Raw genomic sequence first — 21,937 nt, forward strand, 5'->3', positions numbered from 1 at the left:
CCCCACAGCACGAGCTCACGCCCCGTCGGTCCGATTTACATTATTTGCACGATTTGCGGAGAATCCGACGATACTGTCGGCGCGTGATCAGACATGTACGCCGCGTCACAGCGGCCTGCGCCCTGGGCGCGCTCGCTCTCGGCCTCGCCGGATGCGGCGAACCCGCCCCGGACAACGCACCGAAGGCCTCTCCCAAGTCCGCCCTGAAGGTCTCCCCGAAACCGAGGGCCACCCCCAAGCCCACCCTCGCGCCCGGCCCCGGCGGCACTACCCCCGTCTTCGAGCGCGGCGCGGCGACGAAGGACCGGACCGTCGCGCTCACCTTCGACGCCGACATGACGGCCGACCAGGGGGCGCGGGCGCGGTCCGGGGAGCGCTTCGACAACCCCCAACTGGTCAGCACACTGCGGAAGTTGAAGGTCCCGGCCACCGTCTTCATGACCGGACGCTGGGCCGAGGAGTACCCGGCGGAGGCCAGGGACATCGGCCGGGACCGGCTGTTCGAGGTCGCCAACCACTCGTACAGCCACTACGCCTTCACCGGGGGCTGCTACGGCCTGCCGAGGGTGCCGGCGCGGGGCATGCGGGCCGATGTCGACCGCGCGTTCGGCGCGTTCCGGAAGGCGGGGGTCGAGCACGTCGTCCCGTACTTCCGGTTCCCCGGCGGCTGTTACGACCGGGCGGCGCTGCGGGCGCTGACGCCGACCGGGGTGACGGCGGTGCAGTGGGACGTGGTGAGCGGTGACGCGTTCGCCACGGACGCGGACGCCGTGACCCGGCAGGTGCTCGACGGGGTGCGGCCCGGTTCGGTCGTCGTCATGCACTGCACGCGCAGCGCGGCGCCGACGACGGAGCGGGTGGTGCGGTCGGTGGTGCCGAGGCTGCGGGCGAAGGGCTACCGGTTCGTGCGGGTGTCGGAGCTGGTGGGGGCGGCGCGCGGGGCGTGATCGTGGGCCCGGGTACGTACGCTGGTGGCATGGCTGATTACTGCGCCGGTGGCCCCGAGGAGCGCCCGGCACCCGCGGCGGCGACGGACGAGCCGTTCGCCGAGTGCGTGCTGTGCCGGGAGCCCACGGAGTACCCGGAGTCGACGAAGGGCATCACCCTGTGCCCGGTCTGCGAGTGGCAGGAAGCACAGCGCAACGCCTGCTCCGGGTAGCGGGCCGGGTCAGCGGCGGGACGCGAGGGTGCAGGCCGCCACCGCGCAGACCCCCGCCACGATCACCGCCCCCGCGAGCGGCAGCAGCAGGACCGGCACCGCCCCGTCCTGCGACCCGGTCACCAGGGCGCTCACCGCCACCTTCGCCGGTGAACCGGGGGCGATCAGCGCGACGAGCGCGCACAGCACCAAAGTGGCCACGCCGAGGCCGGTGCCGCGCACCACGGGCCATGTGGTGACGGCCCCGACGGCGACGCCGACGAGGGCGCACACCAGCACGGCGAGCAGCCCGGCCCCCGCGGCCGGCCACTTGGCGACGCGCACCAGGCGGTCGGTGCTGACTCCGTCGCTGATCAGCGCCACGACCACGCTCGCCACGACCCCGACGGCCACCGTGGCGAGGAGCCCGGCGGCCAGGCTCGCCAGGTGGGCGCGCCACGGCGCCGTCGCCGCGGCGGTGCAACTGCGGGCCGCGGGCGGCTCGTTGGTGACGCAGATCCGCGCCAGCCAGGCTCCTACGGGGAGCAGGGCGGCGGCGGTGTACGCGAGGGAGTCGAGCACCGGCTGCCCCGCCTGCACGCCGACGGCGGCGAACGCGGCGTAGAGGACGACCGGTGCCAGCCAGCGCTGCGAGCGCAGCAGCAGGGCCGACTGGTAGGCGAGCAGGGCCGTGGTCATCCGTTGTTCTCCGTGGGCTCGGGCGTGCGGACGGCGACGATGTGCCAGGGCGGGTCGGCGGCGAGCAGCGTGCGCAGCACGGCGTCGGAGTGCGCGGCGTCCGTGGTGATCCGTACGGTGCGGGGGTCCAGGCGGAGGCGGGTGTGCGGGTGCGGCAGGGCGGGCTCGTGACCGGCAGGACCGGCGGCGTCGACGACCACGGTCGCACCACCGACTCCCGCACTCCGTAGGACAGTTGAGCCCTCCACCTCGTACGTGGCGTCGGCGGTGGCGGCGAGGCGGCGCGGGTCGTGGTCGACGAAGAGCACGGCGGCGCCGGCCGCGGCGCGTTCGGCGACGGCGCCGTCCAGTGTGTCGCGGGCCGCGGTGTCGAGCCCTGTCCAGGCCTCGTCGAGGACGAGCAGCTCCGGCTCCGCGAGCAGGGCCGCGGCCACCGCCACCTTCTGGCTGCTGCCCTTGGACAACTCGGCGAGGGGTGCGCCCGCGTGGGCGCCTGCGCCGAACCGCTCCAGCCACTCCCCCGCCCGCCGCGCGGCCGTCGGCCGGCCGAGGCCGTGGATGCGGCCCATGTGCGTGAGGTAGGCGCGGGCGGTGAACGGCAGGGCGGGCGGGAAGCGTTCGGGGACGTAGGCCGTGCGCGGGCGGCCGATGACCCGGCCCTCGGTGGGCGCGTCAATCCCGGCGACCAGGCGCAGCAGGGTGGACTTCCCGGCGCCGTTGGGCCCCCGCACCCGGAACACGGCCCCTTCGGGCACGTCCAGGTCGACCCCGCGCAGCACCCAGGGCCCACCGAGTCCGTAGCGGCGGCCCGCGCCGCGGAGTGTGACGTGCATGCGGTCATGGTCCCGTATCAAGCCCCTGCAGGGGGCACCTCCCAGCGGTAGCTGGGGGAGTTTGAGCAGCGGGGTCCGGGGCGGAGCCCCGTGACGTGGAGGGCGGCCGACCGCCTGGCAGACTGGACCCGTGACCAGCGACGCACCCGGTACCGACACCCCCTTCCGCTCCGAGCCCAGCGCACGCGACGAGGCACCGCAGTTCGTGCTGCCGCTCGTCGTGCGCATCGAGCGGGCCGCGCCACCGACGCGTACGGACGCCCTGGAGGCCGCGGCGCGCGCCGTGTTGGTGATCCTCTCGGACGAGCGCTCGGTCGGTGAAGGACCGTGGGCGCAGGCGATGCGCGACTGGCAGGACGCCCGGATCCGCAAGGTGGTGCGGCGGGCGAGGGGCGCGGAGTGGCGGCGCGCGGAGGCCCTCGACGGGATCACGGTCACCACCGGGTCCGCCGAGGTACGGGTCTTCCCTCCGGTCCCCCTCGACGGCTGGCCCAAGGACCTGGCCCGCCTCCAGGTCTCCGGCACGGACCTCGACGACCCGGAGGCGCCGCCCGCTCCCGACCCGTCGGCCCCGGTCATGTGGCTCAACCCCGACCTCGGCATGACCGCGGGCAAGACCATGGCGCAGGCCGGCCACGGGGCTCAACTCGCCTGGTGGGAACTGTCCTACGCGGAGCGCAAGGAGTGGCGCGAGGCGGGCTTCCCGCTGTCGGTCCGCACCGCCGACCCGGAGCGCTGGCCGGCGCTGACCACGAGCGGGCTGCCCGTCGTACGGGACGCCGGGTTCACGGAGATCCCGCCCAGCGACACGGTCGTCTCCGAAGGGCCCCTGACCGGCGACTTCCTGTCCGGTCTCGCCCACCTCTGAGCCCCGGGCACCGAGCCTCGGGAACGTAGAAGACCCCGCCCGTCCGCACGGGGGATGACGGACGGCCGGGGCCACTCGGAAGGCTACCCCACTCCGTGCGGGGCCGGGCCGGTTCCCCTGGGCCTCTCCGCGTCCGGCGCTGCCGCCGCCCACCCCACGGCCGCCAGCACCTCCCGCGCGATCCCGGGCACGTCCCGGCCGTCCGTCGGTACGCGCACGGTGTCCTGCGGCGCCTGTTCGTCCAGGAGGCGGGCCTTGCGGAGGCTTCCGCGGAGTTCGGCCTCCAGTTCCGAGCCGAGCTCGCGGCCCGCGAGCCGCTCCCCGGTGGTGGCGTCCGACGCCGTGAGCAGCACCCGTACGAGCCGTACGTCCTCGCCCATCGCGCGCCGGAACATGCCCTCGCTGCCGGTCAGTACGCTGACGGTGTTGGTGTAGATCAGGCGGCGGTGGCCGAGGTCCGCGAAGTTGGACCAGAGCGCGGCGAGGTTGCGCTCGGTGACGGCGCTGCGGTGCGGGTCGTCCGGCGGCGCGGGGTGGACCTGGCCCAAGTAGTCGCCTTCCAGGACGCAATGAGGGACCTCCGCGGCCCGCAGGAGCGCCGAGACCTCCCACGCCACCGACGTCTTGCCGACGCCGGCGCGTCCCCCGATGAGCAGTGCTTCCGCTTGGTCCATGGCGGCAGCGTGCCACCCGGAGGGCCGTGGGTGAAACCTCAAATGTTGCTCTGAACGTGCTCGCTCAGGGGTTCGGGCCGTGCTGTCGCGGTCAGGAATCCAGGAAGCCGGAGCGGAGGAGGGGGAGTTCCATGGAGCTGGGAACGGGGATCGGCTGGCGGCCCGAGATCGCGGAGACGGTCGAGGCCATGCCGAGCATCGACTGGGTCGAGGCCGTCGCCGAGAACGTGTGTCCGGGGCATCTTCCGGATTCCCTGCGGCGGCTGCGCGAGCGCGGCGTCACCGTCGTCCCGCACGGCGTCTCGCTCGGGCTCGGCGGGGCCGACCGGCCCGACGAGGGGCGGCTCGCCGACCTCGCCGCGTGCGCGGAGGCGCTCGGTTCGCCGCTGGTCAGCGAGCACATCGCGTTCGTACGCGCCGGGGGTGCGCGCACCGCCTCGCAGCCGCTGGAGGCGGGGCACCTGCTGCCGGTGCCGCGCACCCGCGACGCGCTCGACGTGCTGTGCGAGAACGTCCGGATCGCCCAGGACGCGCTGCCGGTCCCGCTCGCGGTGGAGAACATCGCGGCACTGTTCGGCTGGCCGGGCGAGGAGCTGACGGAGGGGCAGTTCCTGTACGAACTGGTGGAACGGACCGGCGTACGGCTGCTCATCGACGTGGCCAATCTGCACACCAATCACGTCAACCGCGGCGAGGACCCGGCGAAGGCACTGGCCGAACTGCCGGTCGAGGCCATCGCGTACGTGCACGTCGCGGGCGGCTTCGAGCGGGACGGCGTCTGGCACGACAGTCACGCCCACCCCGTGCCGCGGGCCGTGCTCGACGTCCTCGCCGAGCTGGCCTCCCGCGTGACTCCGCCGGGCGTGCTGCTCGAACGCGATGACAACTTCCCTGAAGACCTCGGGGAGTTGGGCCGCGAGGTGGAGGTCGTCCGAGAGACGGTCGCGGCCGGAACCGGCCCCCGCGCAGAGCCCCCGGCCCACCGATGGACCGCGCCCGCCGCCCCGCCCGTCGACGACGCCACGCGGCAGTGGCTCGCGCTCGACCAGGCCGCCCTGCTCTCCGCGCTCGTCGCCGGCACCCCCGCCCCCGAGGGCTTCGACCGCGCCCGACTCTCCGTACAGAGCCGGGCACTCGCGGCCAAGCGGGCCGACGTCGTCGCGAAGCTGGCACCCGAACTGCCTCTGATCCTCGGCGAATCCGAGTACCGGTCACTCTTCCTCGGTTACGCACGCCGACGGCCGATGACGAGCGGCTACCGCCGCGACGCACTCGACTTCGCGGAGGCGCTACTGCTCGCGCAACGAGTCCAAGCCGGGGGACCGCGCCGCGAGTTGACCCACTGGTGGCTGAACCGCTCCGGCCCCAAGCCCCTAACCGGGCGACCGGTGACGAGGGCCCTGAGGTCGGCGGCATTCACGCTCAGGCGGGGCAAGTGAAGCCCCTGCGGCGATTGAGCAGCGGGGTCCGGGGCAGAGCCCCGAGTCCGCAACACACGCCTACCGCAGGCGACGTACTCCCGGTCAATGCCAACCGCGACGCCCCAGCCGGAGGCTAGCGTGCGGTGCCGCACCAGGAGGCACCATGCAACTGCTCCCACCCCGCGCCGCAGGCACCGGCACCGCCCTCATCGTCACAGGAATCGTGGCGACACTGGCCGCACTCGTCTTCCCCCTCTGGTCGTACGCGGACCGCTCGGGCACCGGACTCGGCGAGCTCAACGCCCAGACCGTGTCCACCAGATTCGGGCCGCTGTCCGCCACCGACCGCCTCTTCATCACGAAGGTGCGGCTCGCCGGGCTCTGGGAACTGCCCGCCGGACAGCAGGCCGAGGAGCGGGCGCCGACCAAGGCGGTCGAGACGGCGGGCGAGCACCTCGTCGAGGGGCATACGTTCCTGGACGCCCGCGTGCGCGAGGTCGCGGCCCGGATGAACCTGGAGCTGCCCAGCCAGCCGAACGCCCAACAACAGGGCTGGCTGCGGGAGTTGACCGCCGCGAAGGGCGAGGACTACGAGCGGAGGTTCGCCAACATTCTGCGCCGCGCCCACGGTCAGGTCTTCTCACTGGTCGCCCAGGTACGCGCCTCGACCCGCAACGCGCTCGTGCGGCAACTCGCCGACGACGCCAACACCACCGTCCTCGACCACATCAAGGTGCTGGAGGCCACCGGGCTCGTCGACTTCGACGCGCTCGCCCGCGACGGCGCCACCGCGAGCCCGCCGCCCGCCACCCGATCCCCCGCCCCACCGGGCCCCACCTCCGCACCGGGCTCCGCGACCCCGGTCTCACCGTCGCCCACCCCCTCGTTCCCCCTGCCGCCCGCCGTGTCCCGGCCGGCACCGAAGCCGAACGTCACGACGCGATAACAGGCTGTCCACATCGTGAACGGGGCGTAGCGGCATCCGCGCAACTGTCGTAGAAACTGCGCATGTTGTGGGTCCTGTTCCTCCTCATCGCTTGCGCCGTCTCGGGAGTCTCCTGTGGGCGGCTGTGTCTCGCGGCCGTACGCGCCGCCGAGAGCGAACGCGCGACGGGCCGCGCCCCGCACATCGGCGCGCTCCAGGGGCAGGACCTGTCCCTGTACGAGACCGCCTTCCTGTCGGGCGGCCCCGACCGGGTCGCCGAGGTGACGCTCGTGTCGATGGCCCGCAGCCGCCGCCTGCTGCTCGCGCACACCGGCTGGGCGACCGTCGTCGACCCGGTCGGCGAGGACCCGATGGAGCGTTCGGTGCTCCGCGCGATCGGGCCCGAGGGGCAGGCGCGGATCGCGCCGCTGCGGGCGGCGGCCGCGGCCGGGGACGCGGTGCGGGTGCTCGCCGAGCGGCTGGTCGCGGCCGGGCTCGCGGTGCCGGACCAGGAGCGGACGACGCTCTCGGGCGCGGTGCGGCAGGTGCGGCGGGCGACGGCCGCCGTGGTGCTGCTCGGCGTGCTCGCGGTGCTGCTGCCGGGCGAGAGCGCGCGGCAAGGAGGCCCGGTGGCGCTGTGGTTCGGGCTTCCGCTGCTGCTCACGCTGAGCTGTCTGACGCTCGCCCGCGTCGAGATCCACCCGTACACGCGCTGGGCCTCGCCGGCCGGGCAGCGGCTGCTCGCGGGGAGGCCGCTGGGCGCCGGCAGCCTGCTCGCCGTCGCGGTACGCGGGGTGCGGGCGGTCGACGACCCGCAGCTGCGCGCGGCGCTGACCGGCACGGGGCGGCATATCACCGAGTGAGCCGCCGCGCACGCCGATAAGGGCAGTTACCACGCATCAGGGTCATGGTTCCGACACCCACGACCTGGTCCTTTACTTCGTCAACTGCCGCCCCAAGGATCCCTTTTGTGCGCGCGAGCCGCACGGCCGCGCGAACAGCTCCGCCGCACGGGTTCGCGGGCCCCGACGAAGGGATACGTCCAAGCGATGCGAGCAGCCCCCACCCTCTGCGCCACCGCGGGATCCTTGATCCTCTCGGCCCTGGTCACCGCTCCCGCGAGCGCCGCCGCGCCCACGCCTCCGCCCGCCGCCGAGACGGCCGGCAGCACGATCGCCGCGCTGCGCGCCGCGGACGCGGGGATCCGCTGGGGCACCTGCCCCAAGGCGGAGGACCTGCCGAAGCCCATCCGGTGCGGCACGGTCACCGTCCCGCTCGACTACGCGCATCCGATGGGCAAGCAGATCAAGCTGACCGTCAGCCGCGCGAAGGCGACCGGCAAGAACACCGACAAGAACAAGGCGCACAAGGTCGCCCGGCAGGGCGCGCTCGTCTTCAACCCCGGCGGTCCCGGCGGCAACGGCATGTACTTCCCGATGGCCGGAACGCAGCCGGAGTGGCGGCCCATCGGTGCCGCGTACGACCTGGTCGGCTACGCCCCGCGGGGCGTGGGCCGGTCGGCGCCGCTGTCCTGCGAGGACCCGAAGGAGTCCCGGAAGGGCCCGACGCAGTCGCCGACCCATCCCTCGGCCGCGTACAAGGAGAAGCGGATCGCGCGGGCGAAGGCGTACGCGCGCGGGTGCGCCGAGCGGAACCCGGACATCGAGCACTTCACTACGCTCAACAACGCCCGTGACCTGGACGTGCTGCGGGCCGCGCTCGGCGAGAAGAAGCTGACCTTCATGGGCGCCTCGTACGGGACGTACATCGGGGCCGTGTACGCGGAGCTGTTCCCCTCGCACGTGCGGCGGATGGTCTTCGACTCGGCCGTCGACCCGTCCCCGGAGGGGATCTGGTACGCCAACAACCTCGAACAGTCGGCCGCCTTCGAGCGCCGCTGGGCCGACTTCAGGGCGTGGGTCGCCCGCCACGACGAGACGTACCACCTGGGCGACACATCCGAGAAGGTGCTGGCCGCGTACGAGAAGGTGCGCGCGGAGGTGTCCCGCGAGCCGGCCGGGGGCAAGGTCGGGCCCGCCCAGTTGCAGTCCGCGTTCCTTCAGACCGGGTACTACGACGACTACTGGCCGCTGCGGGCCTACGCGCTCTCCGCCTACGTGAAGGGCGACCCGAAGCCCCTCGTCGACCAGGCCGCGCCGATCAAGGAGTCCGCGAAGGAGGACGAGAACAGCAACGCCGTCTACACGGCCGTGCAGTGCAACGACGCGCCCTGGCCGACGGACTTCCGCACCTGGGACCGCGACAACTCGGCCCTCGCGAAGCGCGCACCGTTCGAGACGTGGGACAACGCGTGGATGAACCTGCCGTGCGCCTACTGGACCACTCCCCGGCAGCAACCGATCGACGTCCGCACGGCCCCCGGCGAACTCCCGCCGACCCTGATCCTCGCGGCCGAACGGGACGCGGCGACACCGTACAAGGGCGCCCAGGAACTCAACCGCCGCCTGGCGGGCTCATCCCTGGTGACCGAACGCAAGGCGGGCACCCACGGCATCGGCGCGGGCCCGAACAAGTGCGTAAACGGCCGCTTGGATGCGTATCTCCTCAGCGGAGAGCTGCCGGAGAAGGGTGCGGCGTCCTGCGCGCCCCACAAGGAACCGAAGCCAATGAGCTAAAGCCGCTCAACATCAGCCCCGCCGGCGATTGAGGCGCGGGGTCCGGGGCAGAGCCCCGCGACCCCAGCGCCGGGTGGGCGCACCAGTTACGCGAGCCCCGCCACCAAATCCGCAACCGACTTTCGGCGCCCCGTGAAGAACGGAACCTCCTCACGGACGTGCCTCCGCGCTTCGGACGCCCGCAGCAACCGCATCAGGTCCACGATCCGGTGCAGCTCGTCCGCCTCGAACGCGAGGATCCACTCGTAGTCGCCGAGCGAGAAGGACGCGACCGTGTTGGCCCGCACGTCCGGGTAGCCGCGCGCCATCTTGCCGTGGTCGGCGAGCATCTTGCGGCGCTCGTCGTCGGGCAGCAGGTACCAGTCGTAGGAGCGCACGAACGGGTACACCGAGATGTAGTCGCGCGCGTTCTCGTCGGCGAGGAACGCCGGGATGTGCGAGCGGTTGAACTCGGCGGGGCGGTGCAGCGCCATGTTCGACCACACCGGCTCAAGGGAGCGGCCCAGCTTGGTGCGGCGGAACAGGTTGTACGCCTCCTGGAGCTGGTCGGCCGTCTCCGCGTGCCACCAGATCATGAGGTCGGCGTCGGCGCGCAGGCCGGACACGTCGTACGTGCCGCGGATCGTCACGTCCTTCGACTCGAGCTGGTCGAACAGCTCCTGGACCTCGTCGGCGTAGCCGGCGCGGTCCTCCGGCAGCACGTCCTTCAGCTTGAAGACGGACCAGAGGGTGTAGCGGATGACCTCGTTGAGGTCCTTCGCCAGCTTGCCCTTGTTCGGTACGCGCGCGGCGTCGGTGTTGGGGGTGTCGTCGCTCATGTCCTCATTCTCCTGCGCCGCCGTGCATGCTCTGCACCGGGTCGGCCTTCAGCTCGTCGAGCGCCGCGGTGTCGCCGCCGAGCGTGTCCACGGCGGCGTAGGCACCGGCGATGCACGCGGGGATGCCGACGCCGTCGTACGCGGCTCCGCACACGGCGAGGCCCGGCACGGCGGCGATGTGCTCGCGGATCCGGTCGACGCGGGCGGCGTGTCCGACGGGGTACTGCGGCAGGCCGTCCTTCCAGCGTGTGACGTGCGCGTCGACGGGGGCGGCGGTCAGTCCGGTGGCCTCGCGCAGGTCCTGGCGGGAGAGGTCGAAGAGGTCGTTGTCGTCGCGGGCGAGGTCCTTCTCGTCGCCGTAGCGGCCGACCGAGGTGCGCACGACGAGCAGGTCGGGGTTCTGCTCGGCGATCCAGCCCCACTTGCGGGAGGCGAAGGTGGCGGCCTTGATCGTGTGGCCGTCGACGGGCGGGACGAGGAAGCCGCTGCCCTCGGGGAGGTCCGCGTCCGCCTTCCGGAACGCCATCGTGATCAGCGCCATGGAGGCGTACTCGATGCGGCGCAGCTCCTGGGAGGCCATCGGGGACGCGGTGCGCAGCAGGCTCGCGGCGGCGCGGGCCGGGAGCGCGATGATCACCTGGTCCGCCTCGAAGGTCCGGCCGGACTCGGTGCCGAGGCGCCACTGCGTGGCGCCTTCGGTGTGGCCGCGGGTCGTGAGGGACGTGGCGCGCTCGCCGAGCAGGATCTCGCCGCCCTTGGCGCGTACGGCGTCGGCGACGGCCCCCGGCAACGTACCGATGCCGCCGTCGATGCCCATGAACACGGGGCCGGTCTGCTGGTTGGCCGCCGCGCGTTCCTGGATCGCGCGGACCGCCTCGGTGAGGGAGATGTGCCGCCCCGCCTCCTCGAACAGCTGCGGCACCGCGCTGCGCATCGAGATCAGGTCGGCGTCGCCCGCGTAGACGCCGCCGAGCAGCGGTTCGACGAGCCGGTCGACGACCTCGCGGCCCAGGCGCGCGGCGACGTACCTGCCGACGGAGACATCGTCGCCGAGGTGGGTGGGCGGCAGGTGGTCGTCCCGGCGGATGCGGCGCAGGCCCTCGTCGGACAGCACTCCTGCGAGCGCGTCGGCGGTGCCGGGCACGCCCATGACGTGGCCCTTGGGCATCGGCCGCAGGGCGCCGCGGGTCCAGATCGACGCGGTCGCCGTGGACGGTGGCTGCAGCCGGTCGCCGAGGCCCACCTCGCGGGCGAGGCCGACCGCTTCGGGGCGGCGGGCCAGCATCGACTCGGCGCCCAGGTCGACACGGGCGCCGGCGATCTCGCCCGTGCGCAGCTTGCCGCCGAGCCGGTCGTCGGCCTCCAGGACGGTGACGTGCACCGGTCCGCTCCGCTCGCTCCCGTCGAGCAGCCGGTGGGCGGCCGCGAGACCGGCGATTCCACCGCCGATGACGAGGACTTTCCTGCCCCGCCCGCCCCGCCTGCCCCGACCCGTCTTCGTCACAGTGTCCGCTTCGCGCATGCCCCCACTTTGTCAGAACGTCAGCTTCGGATTGACGCGTGTGGACGTGTCCCGACCGTGACCCGTTCGGGACCGATCGGCAACCACCGTTCGGCGGACTCGCGCGTCGAAGGAGAGTCCGTTGAACGTCACATCCCTCGGGGGTTCGTCCATGCACCTGTCCGGTACGAAGACACGCACCTGGCCACGCCGCCCGCTGGCGCTGCTCGCCGCGGCACTGTTCGCGCTGGCGCTCGCACTGACCGGTTGCTCGGCCGGGGGCGACGACGGGGGCAGCAAGAGCGCCGCCGACGCCGACAGCAAGGGGGCCGCCAAGAGCGACCTCGGCGCGGGCGGCGGCAGCTCCGGCTCCGCCGACCAACAGGCCAAGAAGCCGCCGAAGCTCACCGGCGTCCACGTCATCCGCACCGCGCACCTGTCCGTGCGCGTCAAGGACGTCCCGGACGCGCTCGACAAGGCCCGCACCGCCGCCGAGGACGCGGGCGGCATGGTCGGCGACGAGACGACCGACCGCGACGGCCACGGCCACGAGCGCTCCCGCGTGACCCTGCGCGTACCGCAGGAGTCGTACGAGGACGTGCTCGACCAACTCGCGGGCAGTGGGCGGCTGTTGGAGCGGAACGTAACGGCGAAGGACGTCACGGACCAGGTCGTGGACGTCGAGAGCCGGATCAAGTCGCAGCGGGCGAGCGTGGCGCGGGTGCGGGAACTCATGGACCGGGCAGAGAAGTTGAGCGACGTGGTGACCCTGGAGGGCGAACTGGGCACGCGCCAGTCGGAGCTGGAGGCGCTGCTCGCGCAGCAGGACTCCCTCAAGGACCGCACGTCCCTCGCGACGATCACCCTGCGCCTGACCGAGACACCTTCGAACGTGACGACAGCGGACGACGACCCCGGCATCCTCGACGCCCTGTCGGGCGGCTGGAACGCCTTCGTGACGGCACTGAAGTGGATCGGAATCGCCCTGGCAGCGGTACTCCCGTTCGCGACACTGCTGGGTGTGCTGGTCTACCTGTTCATACGCTTCGTGAGGCGCAATTCAAGCCCTGCCGGCGATTGAGGCGCGGGGTCCGGGGCAGAGCCCCGCGACCGCAACCCCGGGTTAGCGTAAACAAATGAGCACCCACAACACCGAGCGTGAGCGCCTCGTGATCATCGGCGGCGACGCCACCGGCATGTCCGCCGCATCGCAGGCCCGCCGCCTGAAGGGCCCGGACGAACTGGAGATCGTGGCCTTCGAGCGGGGCCACTTCACGTCGTACTCGGCATGCGGCATCCCGTACTGGGTGGGCGGCCAGGTCGCCGAGCGGGACGAGCTGATCGCCCGGACGCCCGAGGAGCACCGGGCGCGGGACATCGACCTGCGGACGCGGACGGAGGTCACGGAGATCGACGTGCCGGGGCGCCGCGTACGCTCCCGCGAACTCGACGGCGGGGCCGAGTCCTGGACCTCGTACGACAAGCTCGTAATCGCGACGGGTGCCCGGCCGGTCCGCCCCGACCTGCCCGGCATCGACGCGCCGGGCGTGCACGGCGTGCAGACGCTCGACGACGGTCAGGCGCTGCTCGACACGCTGCGGGCGACCGAGGGCCGGCACGCCGTGGTCGTGGGCGCCGGGTACATCGGCGTGGAGATGGCGGAGGCGCTGATCCACCGCGGGTACGAGGTGACGGTGGTGAACCGCGGCGCCGAGCCCATGTCGACGCTCGACGCGGACATGGGCCGCCTCGTGCACGAGGCGATGACCGGCATGGGCATCACCATGGTCGACGACGCCGAGGTGACGAAGATCCTCACAGGGGGCGACGGGCGGGCCCGCGCGGTGGCCACGGAGGACGCCGAATACCCGGCGGACGTGGTGGTGCTGGGGATCGGCGTGCGCCCGGAGACGAGCCTCGCGCGGGACGCCGGGCTGCCGCTGGGGGCGCACGGCGGGCTGCTCACGGACCGGGCGATGCGGGTGCGCGGCCACGACGACATCTGGTCGGGTGGCGACTGCGTCGAGGTGCTCGACCTGGTGTCGGGAAGCGAACGGCACATCGCGCTCGGCACCCACGCCAACAAGCACGGCCAGGTCATCGGCTCGAACGTCGGCGGGGACTACGCGACGTTCCCCGGCGTCGTCGGCACGGCCGTCAGCAAGGTGTGCGACCTGGAGATCGCCCGCACGGGCCTGCGCGAGAAGGACGCGCGCCGTGCGGGCCTGCAATACGTGACGGTCACCATCGAGTCGACCAGCAGGGCCGGTTACTACCCCGGCGCGGCCCTGATGACGGTGAAGATGCTGGCCGAGCGGCGCACGGGCCGGCTGCTCGGCGTGCAGATCGTGGGCCGCGAGGGCGCGGCGAAGCGGGTCGACGTGGCGGCGGTCGCGCTGACCGCGGGCATGACGGTGGAGCAGATGACGGCGCTCGACCTGGGCTACGCGCCGCCGTTCTCACCGGTGTGGGACCCGGTCCTCGTGGCGGCGCGGAAGGCGGTGGCGGCGGTACGGAAGGGCTGACGCCTGCCCGCGCCACCGGATCAGAGCGCCGCCTCCCGCGCCGCGGCGACCGCGTCCACCAGGCCGAGCCCTGACTCGCTCCCCGCCGCGATGGCATCGAACCAGGCCCGCAGCGCCGAGCGGACATCGGCCACGAACTGCTGCGCCGCGGGGGCGAGTTCACCGGCACGGTGCACCACGCCGAACGGCGACTCGATGAGCGGATCGGTCTCGACGACCTCGGCCCCCGCGTCGAGCGCCGCCGCGCACATCCGCAGCGGCAGGAACGCCTGGAACCCGGACCGGAGCACGAACGTCAGCTGCGCGTTCCTGCTGGGCACGGTCGCGCCGGTCGTCGGGTCGACGCCGTGCGCGGCCAGCGCCGCCTGCACGGCGTCCTCCTCGTTGCGGGTGACCTGGCGGCGGGCGAGCGGCAGGTCACCGATCGCGGCGAGGGGGACGCGCCGCGCGCCCGCCCCGGGCCCGCCGTGCCCCGGTGGGCGTACCAACAGCAGCCGCTGCACGCCCAGTTCGATGAAGTCGAGGTCGCCGCGGAGTTCGTCGGGGGCGAGCGTGAAGCCCAGTTCGGCCCGCCCGTCGGCGACCGCCGCCACGAGTTCGTGCCGGGAGCCGACCTCGCTGATGTCGAGCCGGACCGCCGGGTACGCGCGCGTGAACCCGCCGGCCCAGGACGCCACCGCCTCCCCGGACATGTCGGGTGTGCACATCACCGTGAGGACGCCCCCGCCGACCTCGCGGGCGCTGCGCATCGCGTCCTGGACGGCGACCACGTCGTCGAGCACCCGCCGGGCCAGCGGCACCAGTTGCAGGCCCGCGGAGGTCGGCACGAGGCGGCGCGCGGTGCGGTGGAACAGCTCGACCTTCAGCTCGCGCTCCAGGGCCCGGACGGACCCGGAGACGGTGGGCTGCGACAGGTACAGGCGCTCGGCGGCGCGCCCGAGACCGCCGTGGTCCACCACGGCCAGAAACTGCTCCAGCTGCCTCAGCTCCACCGGGTCTCCCTCGAAGTGCTACACCCCTACGGCCGCTCCGCGGGTGACACGGTAAGTGTCCGGAAGCGTTCCGTCCACGCCGACCTGCCTGGTCACGGCCCGGCCGAGGTTGCGCTCGTGCACCGGCGAGGAGCCCTCGTAGATCCGCAGCGCCCGTACGTCGCGCCACATGCGCGGTACGGGGTGGTCGCCGACGATGCCCTCGCCGCCGAGGAGCTGGACGCAGCGGTCGGCGACGCGGCTCGCCGTCTCGGAGGCGAACAGCTTGGCGGCGGCGATGCGGTGGCGCGGCACGGTGCCGGAGTCGAAGGCGCGGGCCGCCTCCATGGTCAGCGCGCGGGCGGCCTCCAGGTCGGCGAAGCAGCGGCCGAGGTCGGCCTGCACCGCGCCGAGGTCGGCGAGGGGCGCCCCGAACTGCTCCCGCCCGGACAGGTGCCGCGAGGTCTCCTCCAGCATCCGGGTGGCCTGGCCCACGCAGGTGGCGGCGACGTGCAGCCGGGCGTGGTTGATGCCGCGCAGTGCGGCCTTGAACCCGGCGCCGGGTTCGCCGCCGAGCAGCGCGGAGTCGGCGACCCGCACCCCGACGAGGTCGATCTCGGCGACCGGCGCCTCGGCGTGCCCGTTCATGCGGGTGGGCAGCCGGGTCGTGACGCCTTCGGTGTCGCGCGGCACGAGGAACGCGGAGACACCGGCGGCTCCGTCCTCCGGGGCTCCCGTCCTGGCGAACACGACGAGTTCATCGGCCCAGTGGGCGTTGGTGATGTACCGCTTGTGCCCGTCGATGACCCAGCCGCCGTCGGCCCTGCGGGCGGTGGTGGTGAGCGCCCCGGCGTCCGACCCGGCCCCCGGCTCGGTCAGCGCGAACGCCGTGACGTGCTCCCCCGCCGCCATCTTCGGCAGCATGGTCTCGCGCTGCGCTTCGGTGCCGTGGTCGAGGATCGCCTGCGAGCACAGCCCGATGACGGTGGAGAACCGCGACCGGTACACGCACGACGCGCGGGTGAACTCCATGGTCAGCCGCACCTGTTGGCTCATGGACCAGTCGAGCCCGCCGAGCCGCCGCGGAATCGAGATACCGAAAAGACCGTTCCGGGCGAGCGCCTCCACCACGTGCTCGGGTACCTCCCCCGCTTCCACCATCTCCTGTTCCGCGGGAATGAGAACGTCGTCGGTGAGGCGGGCCACGCGCTCCAAGTACGCCTCGAATCCGAGCTCATGGACCTCGGGGTCGATCATGCGGGTTCCTCCTTGTGGGGTGGTGGTGTCGCGACATCCGCCGCCGCGAAGGCCCCGGCCTCGACCAGGGCGCGGATCTCCGCTTCGCCCCGGCCCAGTTCCGCCAGGATGCGCACCGTGTGCTCGCCGGTCCGCGGCGCGGGCGGCGTACTCGCGGGGCGCCGCCCGCCCAGCGAGAAGGCGGTGGTCGGGGCGGTGTGCCCGCCGCCGCAGTCCGCGATCAGCCCGGAGGCCCGTACGTCGGGGTCGTCGGCGAGTTCGTCGAAGCTCCGCACCGCCCCGCACACGATGCCCGCGCCGCGCAGCCGCTCCAGGGCCTCGGCCCGGTCGAGCCGGCCGAGGGTGTCGTGCAGCAGATCGAGGAGCTCCGGCCGGTGCTCGACCCTCGCGGGGTTGGACGCGAACCGGGGATCATCGGCCAGCTCCGGCCGCCCGATCACCTCGCACAGCGCCGCGAACTTCTCCCGCGTGTACGCGGAGAGGACCAGCGCCCCGCCGTCCCGGGTCCGCACCAGGTCCGCGGCGGGCGCCGCCAGCGCCTGCCCGTTGCCGCGCCGCCGCGGCACGCTGCCGCTCAGCTCGTGCTCGGCCCAGGTGGACGCCTGCGCGTGCACGACGGCCTCCATGAGCGAGGTCTCCACGACGTCGCCCCGGCCGGTGCCCGACCGCTGCAACAGCGCGGCGAGCACCCCCGACGTCAGCGCCTGCGCCGCCAGCACGTCCGCCACCGCGAAGCCCACCCGCTGCGGATCCCCGTCCGCCGCGCCCGTGAGATCCATGACGGCGAACTCGGCCTGCGCCGCGATGTCCAGGCCGACCCGGTACGCCGAGGGACCCCGCGTGCCGAACCCGGTGACGAAGCCGTAGACGAGACGCGGGTGGCGGGCGAGCAGCGTGTCCGGGCCGAGGCCGAGGCGTTCGCTGACGCCGTGCCGGAAGTTGTGCAGGAGCACGTCGGCGGTGGCGAGCAGCTCGCGGACCACGGCCTCGCCCTCGGGCGCGCGCAGGTCGACGGCGATGCTGCGCTTGCCGCGGTTGTTGGCGCGGACCATCGCGGTGCCGAAGGGGCCGATGCCGCGCGCCTGGTCGCCGGAGAGGGGTTCGACCTTGATGACGTCGGCGCCGAGGTCGGCGAGGTTCTGGCCGGCTCCGGGCGCGGCGATGTACTGCCCGAAGTCGAGGACGCGGAGCCCGCTCAGAGGGCGGTCGCCGCTCACCGGTTCCCCTCCGCGGAGGCCGCCCTGCGCCGCGCGGTCTCGGCGAGCAGCGCCTCCCGGGAGCGCGCCGGGTTGAGCAGCAGCCCGCCCGCCACGGCGAAGACGCAGATGGTGATGCCGACGACCAGGAACCCGTCGGCGTACCCCTGCGAGACGGTGTCCGCGGCGTCCACGATGACGCCGAGCAGCCACGGCGCGACGATCCCCGCGACGCTGTACGCGGCGATGATGCAGCCGAAGAAGCCGGGCCGGTGTCTGCGGGGCAGGAAGTCCGCGGCGCCCGCGAAGGCGACCGAGAACGCCACGCTGTTGATGGAGAACGCGGCGACCACGAGGGCCAGTTGGAGCCCGCCCGGCGGCACCTGCGTGAAGGCGATCATGGCGACGCCCGCGAAGCACAGATAGCCCATGGTCAGGAACCCGCGCGCGGCCCGCGCCGAGCGCCCGGCCTTCAGCATCCGCCCCGAGATCAGCCCGGCGGTGAGCAGCACGACGATGGCGAGCCCGTACGGGAGGGTGGCGAGGAGCCCGACGGTGCCGCGCGAGTAGCCCATCCCGTCGTGCAGGAACGACGGCAGCCAGGACACCTTGAGCGAGGAGATGAGGTACCCGGCGAAGGAGAGCAGAGCGAGCCCCCAGAAGCTGCCGGTGCGCAGGAGCGAGGTCAGCGGTACGTCGATGTCACCAACCCCAAGCCCCGCCGGCGATTGAGGCGCGGGGTCCGGGGCAGAGCCCCGCGGCCCCATCCCCGGCTCCCGCCGCGTCACGACCAGCCACAGCACGGCCCACGCGGCACCGGTCACGACGAGCACCACGAACGCCGCGTGCCAGGTCCAGGTCACGATGACCCACGTGAGCAGCGGCGTGGCCACCAGCGGCCCGACCGACGAACCCGCGTTGACGACCGCGCCCGCGAACGCCCGCCGCTCGGAAGGAAAACGGTCGGCCACGACGGACTGGCACAGGGCGTGCGCCGGGCCCTCGAAGAAGCCGAGCACCATCCGCGACGCGATCACCACGCCCACCGTGGTGGGCACGGTCAGCGGCGCCATGCTCGCCACCCAGGCGATCATCAGCCCGGCCGCTGACCAGCGCCAGCCGATCCGCCGGAAGAACAGTGCGAGGACGACCGCGCCCGCCGCGAACAGCCAGAAGAAGGCGCTCGACATCAGGCCGTACTGGGCGGCAGTGAGCCCGAGGTCCTTCTCCAGGTCGGGCGCGGCGAGCCCGATGGCCGCCTTGTCGGCAAAGTTGAGGGTGAAGAAGGCCAGCAGCAGGCCGATGATCCACCAGTCCGCCGATGACACCCCTCGACGGAACCCGGTCGCCTTCGCCGTCCCGGCCGCCGCCTGCGACGCTGCATGCGCGGTCACGTCCACCTCCACGGTCCCGCGCCACCGGATGGGGTGGCGCTCCGCACAGGCAATCGGAGGTGGCGGGCGCGAACAATGGCCGTTCTCCGCAGGGGCCCTTCGGCAATTCCGAAGGAACCCCCGCGGCGGCGCGAACTACTTGGCGGTCTGCGTGTGCACGTACTCCACGAGCCGGGTCAGCGCGTCCGGGTCGGTGTTCGGCGGCACGCCGTGGCCGAGGTTGAAGACGTGGCCCTCAAGGCCCGCGGCGGCGTCGAGGACCTCGCGGGCCTTGGTCTCGACGGCCTCGGGCGTGGAGAAGAGGATGGCCGGGTCGAAGTTGCCCTGGAGCGCCTTGCCGGGGCCGACGCGGCGCGCGGCCTCGTCGAGGGGGACGCGCCAGTCGACGCCGACGACGTCCGCGCCTGCCTCGCCCATGAGCCCGAGCAGCTCGCCCGTGCCCACACCGAAGTGGATCCGGGGCACCCCGTAGTCCGCGACGGCCTGGAAGACCTTCTCGGAGGCGGGCATCACGGAGCGCCGGTAGTCGGCGGGCGCGAGCGCCCCCACCCACGAGTCGAACAGCTGGACGGCGCTGGCGCCGGCCTCGATCTGCACCTTCAGGAACGCGGAGGTGATCTCGGCGAGGCGGTCGAGCAGGTCGGCCCAGAGCTGCGGGTCGCCGTACATGAGCGCCTTGGTGTGCTCGTGGTTGCGGGACGGGCCGCCCTCCACGAGGTAGCTGGCGAGCGTGAACGGGGCGCCCGCGAAGCCGATCAGCGGCTTCTCGCCGAGCTCGGCGGTGAGCAGCCCCATGGCCTCGGTGACGTACCAGACGTCCTCGGGGGTGAGGTCCCGCAGCTGGGCCAGGTCGGCGCGCGAGCGGATCGGGTTGGCGATGACCGGGCCGACGCCGGGCTTGATGTCGAGGTCGATGCCGATGGCCTTGAGCGGCACGACGATGTCGCTGAAGTAGATCGCCGCGTCGACGTCGTGGCGGCGCACCGGCTGCATCGTGATCTCGGCGACCAGATCGGGCCGCATGCAGGAGTCCAGCATCGCGATGCCCTCACGCACCTTGTGGTACTCGGGCAGCGAGCGTCCTGCCTGGCGCATGAACCACACCGGCGTGTGCGGCACGGGCTCGCGCCTGCACGCCTTCAGCAAGGCTGAGTTCTGGGTGGCCTTCGTGGGTTCGTACGTCGCTGACGGCTGCTGGCCCGTGGCCTCGGTATTGGCACTCACACCCGAAAGTTTCGCACGCCCGCGACGCCGCCTGTGAAGGACATGGGGAAGGGTGCTCCGAGAGGGGTGTCCCTCCCCACCCGCGGGGCTCGCTCCCCTTAACCTTCCCGGCATGGCTGCGGCTCAGGGACGACGGTCGGACGGCGGGCGCGACGACCACGACGACACAGGCGGGATGAGTGAATCGGTGCGGGAGGGGCAGAACGCTCGGGACATGAACGCTGCACAGGAACACGACCCCGCCCCGCCCGCCTTCCGCACGGCGGTCGACGCCCTGCGGTCCGCGCGGATCCGCCCGGAGATCGAGATCGACCCGACGCGGCCGCCGCAGCGCCTGGCCCCCTTTTCTTACGCGCTGGAGGCCGCGGTCGTCGACGGCGAGGAGGACCTGGCCGACGGCCGGCTCGTCCTGCTGCACGATCCGGCGGGGCACGAGGCGTGGCACGGCACGTTCCGGCTGGTGACCCTGGTCCGGGCCGAACTCGAACCCGAGATGGCGGCCGACCCCCTGCTCCCGGACGTCTCCTGGTCCTGGCTGACGGGCGCGTTGCAGGCCCGCGGCCTCTCCTACGGGGAGCCTTCGGGCACGGTCACCCGTGCGAGTTCGCACTACTTCGGCGGGCTCGGTGACCGGGCGCCCGCCTCGCAGATCGAGATCCGGGCGTCGTGGACGCCGCGCGAGGGCCTGGGCGGCGTACCGGACACGGCGGCGCATCTCGCGGCGTGGTGCGAGGTGCTGTGCCAGATCGCGGGCCTGCCGCCGGCGGCCGCGGGGCCGCAGGGTCCCGACGGCGCGGTGGTGACACTGCCGCAGCGGCGGGGGCCGCGGCCTTCCTGACCGCCGTTTCACAGGGGTCGTTCCCGGCCGCGTCGGAGCTGCTCCGACGCGGCCTTCTCATGTTTCGGGTCCTTTCGAAATGGCCCCGGTCGGTCGGATTTGGTTCGATTGCATGCGACTCATGACTATTCGGCACCCTTTCGAATGATCGCTAACGTGTCCGAATTGCTCGCATTGTTACTCACCAAATCGTGATCATTCTCTAAAGGCGAGCGGGTTTGGTGCCGAAGGTTGCTGTGACCTTGAAAGCACGGTTCATCCCCGGCTTCATCCCCGAGCCGGCTCCGTCCCGCACCCCAGGAGGCCTGGTGTCCGTTCTCCTCGAGCAGCCCTCAAGCCTGGTCGCCTACCGCCCGAACAAGCCGACCGCGATGGTGGTCGTGGCCGACCCCCGCGTCCGTTCCACCGTGACCCGCCACCTGTGGGCGCTCGGTGTTCGTGACGTGATCGAGGCCTCGTCCGTCGCGGAGGCTCGTCCCCGCATCGGCAACCCCCGTGACATCTGCGTCGCCGACGTCCACCTCCCCGATGGATCCGGCCTGACGCTCCTCTCCGAAACCCGAGCCGCGGGCTGGCCCAACGGGCTGGCCCTCTCCGCCGCCGACGACATCGGTGCCGTACGCAACGCCCTCGCGGGCGGCGTCAAGGGCTATGTCGTCACCGGCACCCGTACGAACATCGGCCTGCCCACCCGGCCAGGCGCCGCCCCCATCGGCGCCGCGGCCGCCCGTATGCACCGTCGCCCCCCGGGTGCCCCGAGCCACCCGGGCGGCTACCGCGAACTCTCAGGACGCGAAGTGGAGGTGCTCCGGCTCGTCGCCGAGGGCCAGTCGAACAAGGCCATCGGCGTCTCCATGGGCCTGTCCGCCCTGACCGTCAAGAGCCACCTCGCCCGTATCGCGCGCAAGCTCGGCACGGGTGACCGGGCCGGCATGGTGGCGGTCGCGCTGCGTACCGGCATCATCCACTGATCGACCCGTGGCCGGATTCGTCCGGTTTACTTCGGCACGGCGCCCGTC

At 72.9% G+C, this 21,937-nt stretch carries 21 protein-coding genes; 11 read left to right on the forward strand and 10 right to left on the reverse strand.

Annotated features, from left to right (window positions below; translation table 11 throughout):
- The first annotated feature begins 83 nt into the window (after positions 1–83).
- Positions 84–947 carry a polysaccharide deacetylase family protein gene (locus OKJ99_RS36580; protein WP_326022640.1) on the forward strand — a complete coding sequence of 288 codons (864 nt, stop codon included), beginning with the start codon at positions 84–86 and terminating at the stop codon, positions 945–947.
- 29 nt (positions 948–976) lie between these two features.
- On the forward strand, positions 977–1,159 hold the full coding sequence (locus OKJ99_RS36585) for a hypothetical protein (protein WP_326022641.1): 183 nt from the start codon (positions 977–979) through the stop codon (positions 1,157–1,159).
- A 9-nt stretch (positions 1,160–1,168) separates the two neighbouring features.
- On the opposite strand, the gene OKJ99_RS36590 is transcribed toward OKJ99_RS36585, so the two are convergent.
- Together OKJ99_RS36590 and OKJ99_RS36595 are read right to left on the reverse strand one after the other, a co-directional pair.
- Complete coding sequence (locus tag OKJ99_RS36590; protein ID WP_326022642.1) at positions 1,169–1,837, reverse strand: ABC transporter; 669 nt, start codon at positions 1,835–1,837, stop codon at positions 1,169–1,171.
- Positions 1,834–2,670 carry an ATP-binding cassette domain-containing protein gene (locus tag OKJ99_RS36595; RefSeq protein ID WP_326022643.1) on the reverse strand — a complete coding sequence of 279 codons (837 nt, stop codon included), beginning with the start codon at positions 2,668–2,670 and terminating at the stop codon, positions 1,834–1,836. The genes OKJ99_RS36590 and OKJ99_RS36595 overlap by 4 nt, the downstream gene beginning before the upstream one ends.
- A gap of 130 nt (positions 2,671–2,800) precedes the next feature.
- Here OKJ99_RS36595 and OKJ99_RS36600 point away from each other — a divergent pair, with 130 nt between their 5' ends.
- Entirely contained in the window at positions 2,801–3,538 is a 738-nt protein-coding gene (locus OKJ99_RS36600) for a peptidyl-tRNA hydrolase (RefSeq protein ID WP_326022644.1), read from the forward strand.
- Positions 3,539–3,621: 83 nt separating this feature from the next.
- On the opposite strand, the gene OKJ99_RS36605 is transcribed toward OKJ99_RS36600, so the two are convergent.
- Positions 3,622–4,212 carry a hypothetical protein gene (locus OKJ99_RS36605; RefSeq protein ID WP_326022645.1) on the reverse strand — a complete coding sequence of 197 codons (591 nt, stop codon included), beginning with the start codon at positions 4,210–4,212 and terminating at the stop codon, positions 3,622–3,624.
- Between the two features lie 131 nt (positions 4,213–4,343).
- On the opposite strand from OKJ99_RS36605, the gene OKJ99_RS36610 reads away from it, so the two are divergent.
- The 4 genes from OKJ99_RS36610 to OKJ99_RS36625 all read left to right on the forward strand — a co-directional run bounded on the left by OKJ99_RS36610 (position 4,344) and on the right by OKJ99_RS36625 (position 9,194).
- Positions 4,344–5,651: a DUF692 domain-containing protein gene (locus tag OKJ99_RS36610; protein WP_326022646.1), complete on the forward strand. Its 1,308-nt coding sequence runs from the start codon at positions 4,344–4,346 to the stop codon at positions 5,649–5,651.
- A 145-nt stretch (positions 5,652–5,796) separates the two neighbouring features.
- The gene (locus OKJ99_RS36615; RefSeq protein WP_326022647.1) at positions 5,797–6,579 is read left to right on the forward strand and encodes a DUF4142 domain-containing protein; all 783 of its coding nucleotides are present in this window, start codon (positions 5,797–5,799) and stop codon (positions 6,577–6,579) included.
- Between the two features lie 62 nt (positions 6,580–6,641).
- A complete protein-coding gene (locus OKJ99_RS36620; protein WP_326022648.1) occupies positions 6,642–7,421 on the forward strand; it encodes a TIGR04222 domain-containing membrane protein in 780 nt (259 codons plus the stop codon).
- A gap of 186 nt (positions 7,422–7,607) precedes the next feature.
- The gene (locus tag OKJ99_RS36625) at positions 7,608–9,194 is read left to right on the forward strand and encodes an alpha/beta hydrolase (protein ID WP_326022649.1); all 1,587 of its coding nucleotides are present in this window, start codon (positions 7,608–7,610) and stop codon (positions 9,192–9,194) included.
- Between the two features lie 86 nt (positions 9,195–9,280).
- Here the strand turns inward: OKJ99_RS36625 and hemQ are convergent, their stop codons facing one another.
- Complete coding sequence (gene hemQ, locus OKJ99_RS36630; protein ID WP_326022650.1) at positions 9,281–10,012, reverse strand: hydrogen peroxide-dependent heme synthase; 732 nt, start codon at positions 10,010–10,012, stop codon at positions 9,281–9,283.
- A gap of 4 nt (positions 10,013–10,016) precedes the next feature.
- A complete protein-coding gene (hemG, locus tag OKJ99_RS36635; protein ID WP_326022651.1) occupies positions 10,017–11,534 on the reverse strand; it encodes a protoporphyrinogen oxidase in 1,518 nt (505 codons plus the stop codon).
- Positions 11,535–11,685: 151 nt separating this feature from the next.
- On the opposite strand from hemG, the gene OKJ99_RS36640 reads away from it, so the two are divergent.
- Together OKJ99_RS36640 and OKJ99_RS36645 are read left to right on the forward strand one after the other, a co-directional pair.
- Positions 11,686–12,594 (forward strand): DUF4349 domain-containing protein, encoded by a 909-nt coding sequence (locus OKJ99_RS36640; RefSeq protein WP_326022821.1) that lies wholly within the window; start codon positions 11,686–11,688, stop codon positions 12,592–12,594.
- Positions 12,595–12,649: 55 nt separating this feature from the next.
- Positions 12,650–14,038 carry an FAD-dependent oxidoreductase gene (locus OKJ99_RS36645; protein ID WP_326022652.1) on the forward strand — a complete coding sequence of 463 codons (1,389 nt, stop codon included), beginning with the start codon at positions 12,650–12,652 and terminating at the stop codon, positions 14,036–14,038.
- Between the two features lie 20 nt (positions 14,039–14,058).
- On the opposite strand, the gene OKJ99_RS36650 is transcribed toward OKJ99_RS36645, so the two are convergent.
- The 5 genes from OKJ99_RS36650 to hemE all read right to left on the reverse strand — a co-directional run bounded on the left by OKJ99_RS36650 (position 14,059) and on the right by hemE (position 20,080).
- Entirely contained in the window at positions 14,059–15,030 is a 972-nt protein-coding gene (locus tag OKJ99_RS36650; protein ID WP_326022653.1) for a LysR family transcriptional regulator, read from the reverse strand.
- Between the two features lie 18 nt (positions 15,031–15,048).
- Positions 15,049–16,266: an acyl-CoA dehydrogenase family protein gene (locus OKJ99_RS36655; protein ID WP_326022654.1), complete on the reverse strand. Its 1,218-nt coding sequence runs from the start codon at positions 16,264–16,266 to the stop codon at positions 15,049–15,051.
- Positions 16,263–17,483: a CaiB/BaiF CoA transferase family protein gene (locus OKJ99_RS36660; protein ID WP_326022655.1), complete on the reverse strand. Its 1,221-nt coding sequence runs from the start codon at positions 17,481–17,483 to the stop codon at positions 16,263–16,265. Before OKJ99_RS36660 ends, OKJ99_RS36655 begins: the two co-directional genes overlap by 4 nt.
- Positions 17,480–18,856: an MFS transporter gene (locus OKJ99_RS36665; RefSeq protein ID WP_326022656.1), complete on the reverse strand. Its 1,377-nt coding sequence runs from the start codon at positions 18,854–18,856 to the stop codon at positions 17,480–17,482. Before OKJ99_RS36665 ends, OKJ99_RS36660 begins: the two co-directional genes overlap by 4 nt.
- A gap of 135 nt (positions 18,857–18,991) precedes the next feature.
- Positions 18,992–20,080 (reverse strand): uroporphyrinogen decarboxylase, encoded by a 1,089-nt coding sequence (gene hemE / locus OKJ99_RS36670; protein WP_326022657.1) that lies wholly within the window; start codon positions 20,078–20,080, stop codon positions 18,992–18,994.
- A 112-nt stretch (positions 20,081–20,192) separates the two neighbouring features.
- Here hemE and OKJ99_RS36675 point away from each other — a divergent pair, with 112 nt between their 5' ends.
- Both OKJ99_RS36675 and OKJ99_RS36680 read left to right on the forward strand, forming a co-directional pair.
- The gene (locus OKJ99_RS36675) at positions 20,193–20,918 is read left to right on the forward strand and encodes a DUF3000 domain-containing protein (protein WP_407700834.1); all 726 of its coding nucleotides are present in this window, start codon (positions 20,193–20,195) and stop codon (positions 20,916–20,918) included.
- 308 nt (positions 20,919–21,226) lie between these two features.
- Positions 21,227–21,889 (forward strand): response regulator transcription factor, encoded by a 663-nt coding sequence (locus tag OKJ99_RS36680; RefSeq protein ID WP_266602921.1) that lies wholly within the window; start codon positions 21,227–21,229, stop codon positions 21,887–21,889.
- Positions 21,890–21,937: the final 48 nt, after the last annotated feature.

This window comes from Streptomyces endophyticus (assembly GCF_035798155.1).
GTDB lineage: Bacteria > Actinomycetota > Actinomycetes > Streptomycetales > Streptomycetaceae > Streptomyces > Streptomyces endophyticus.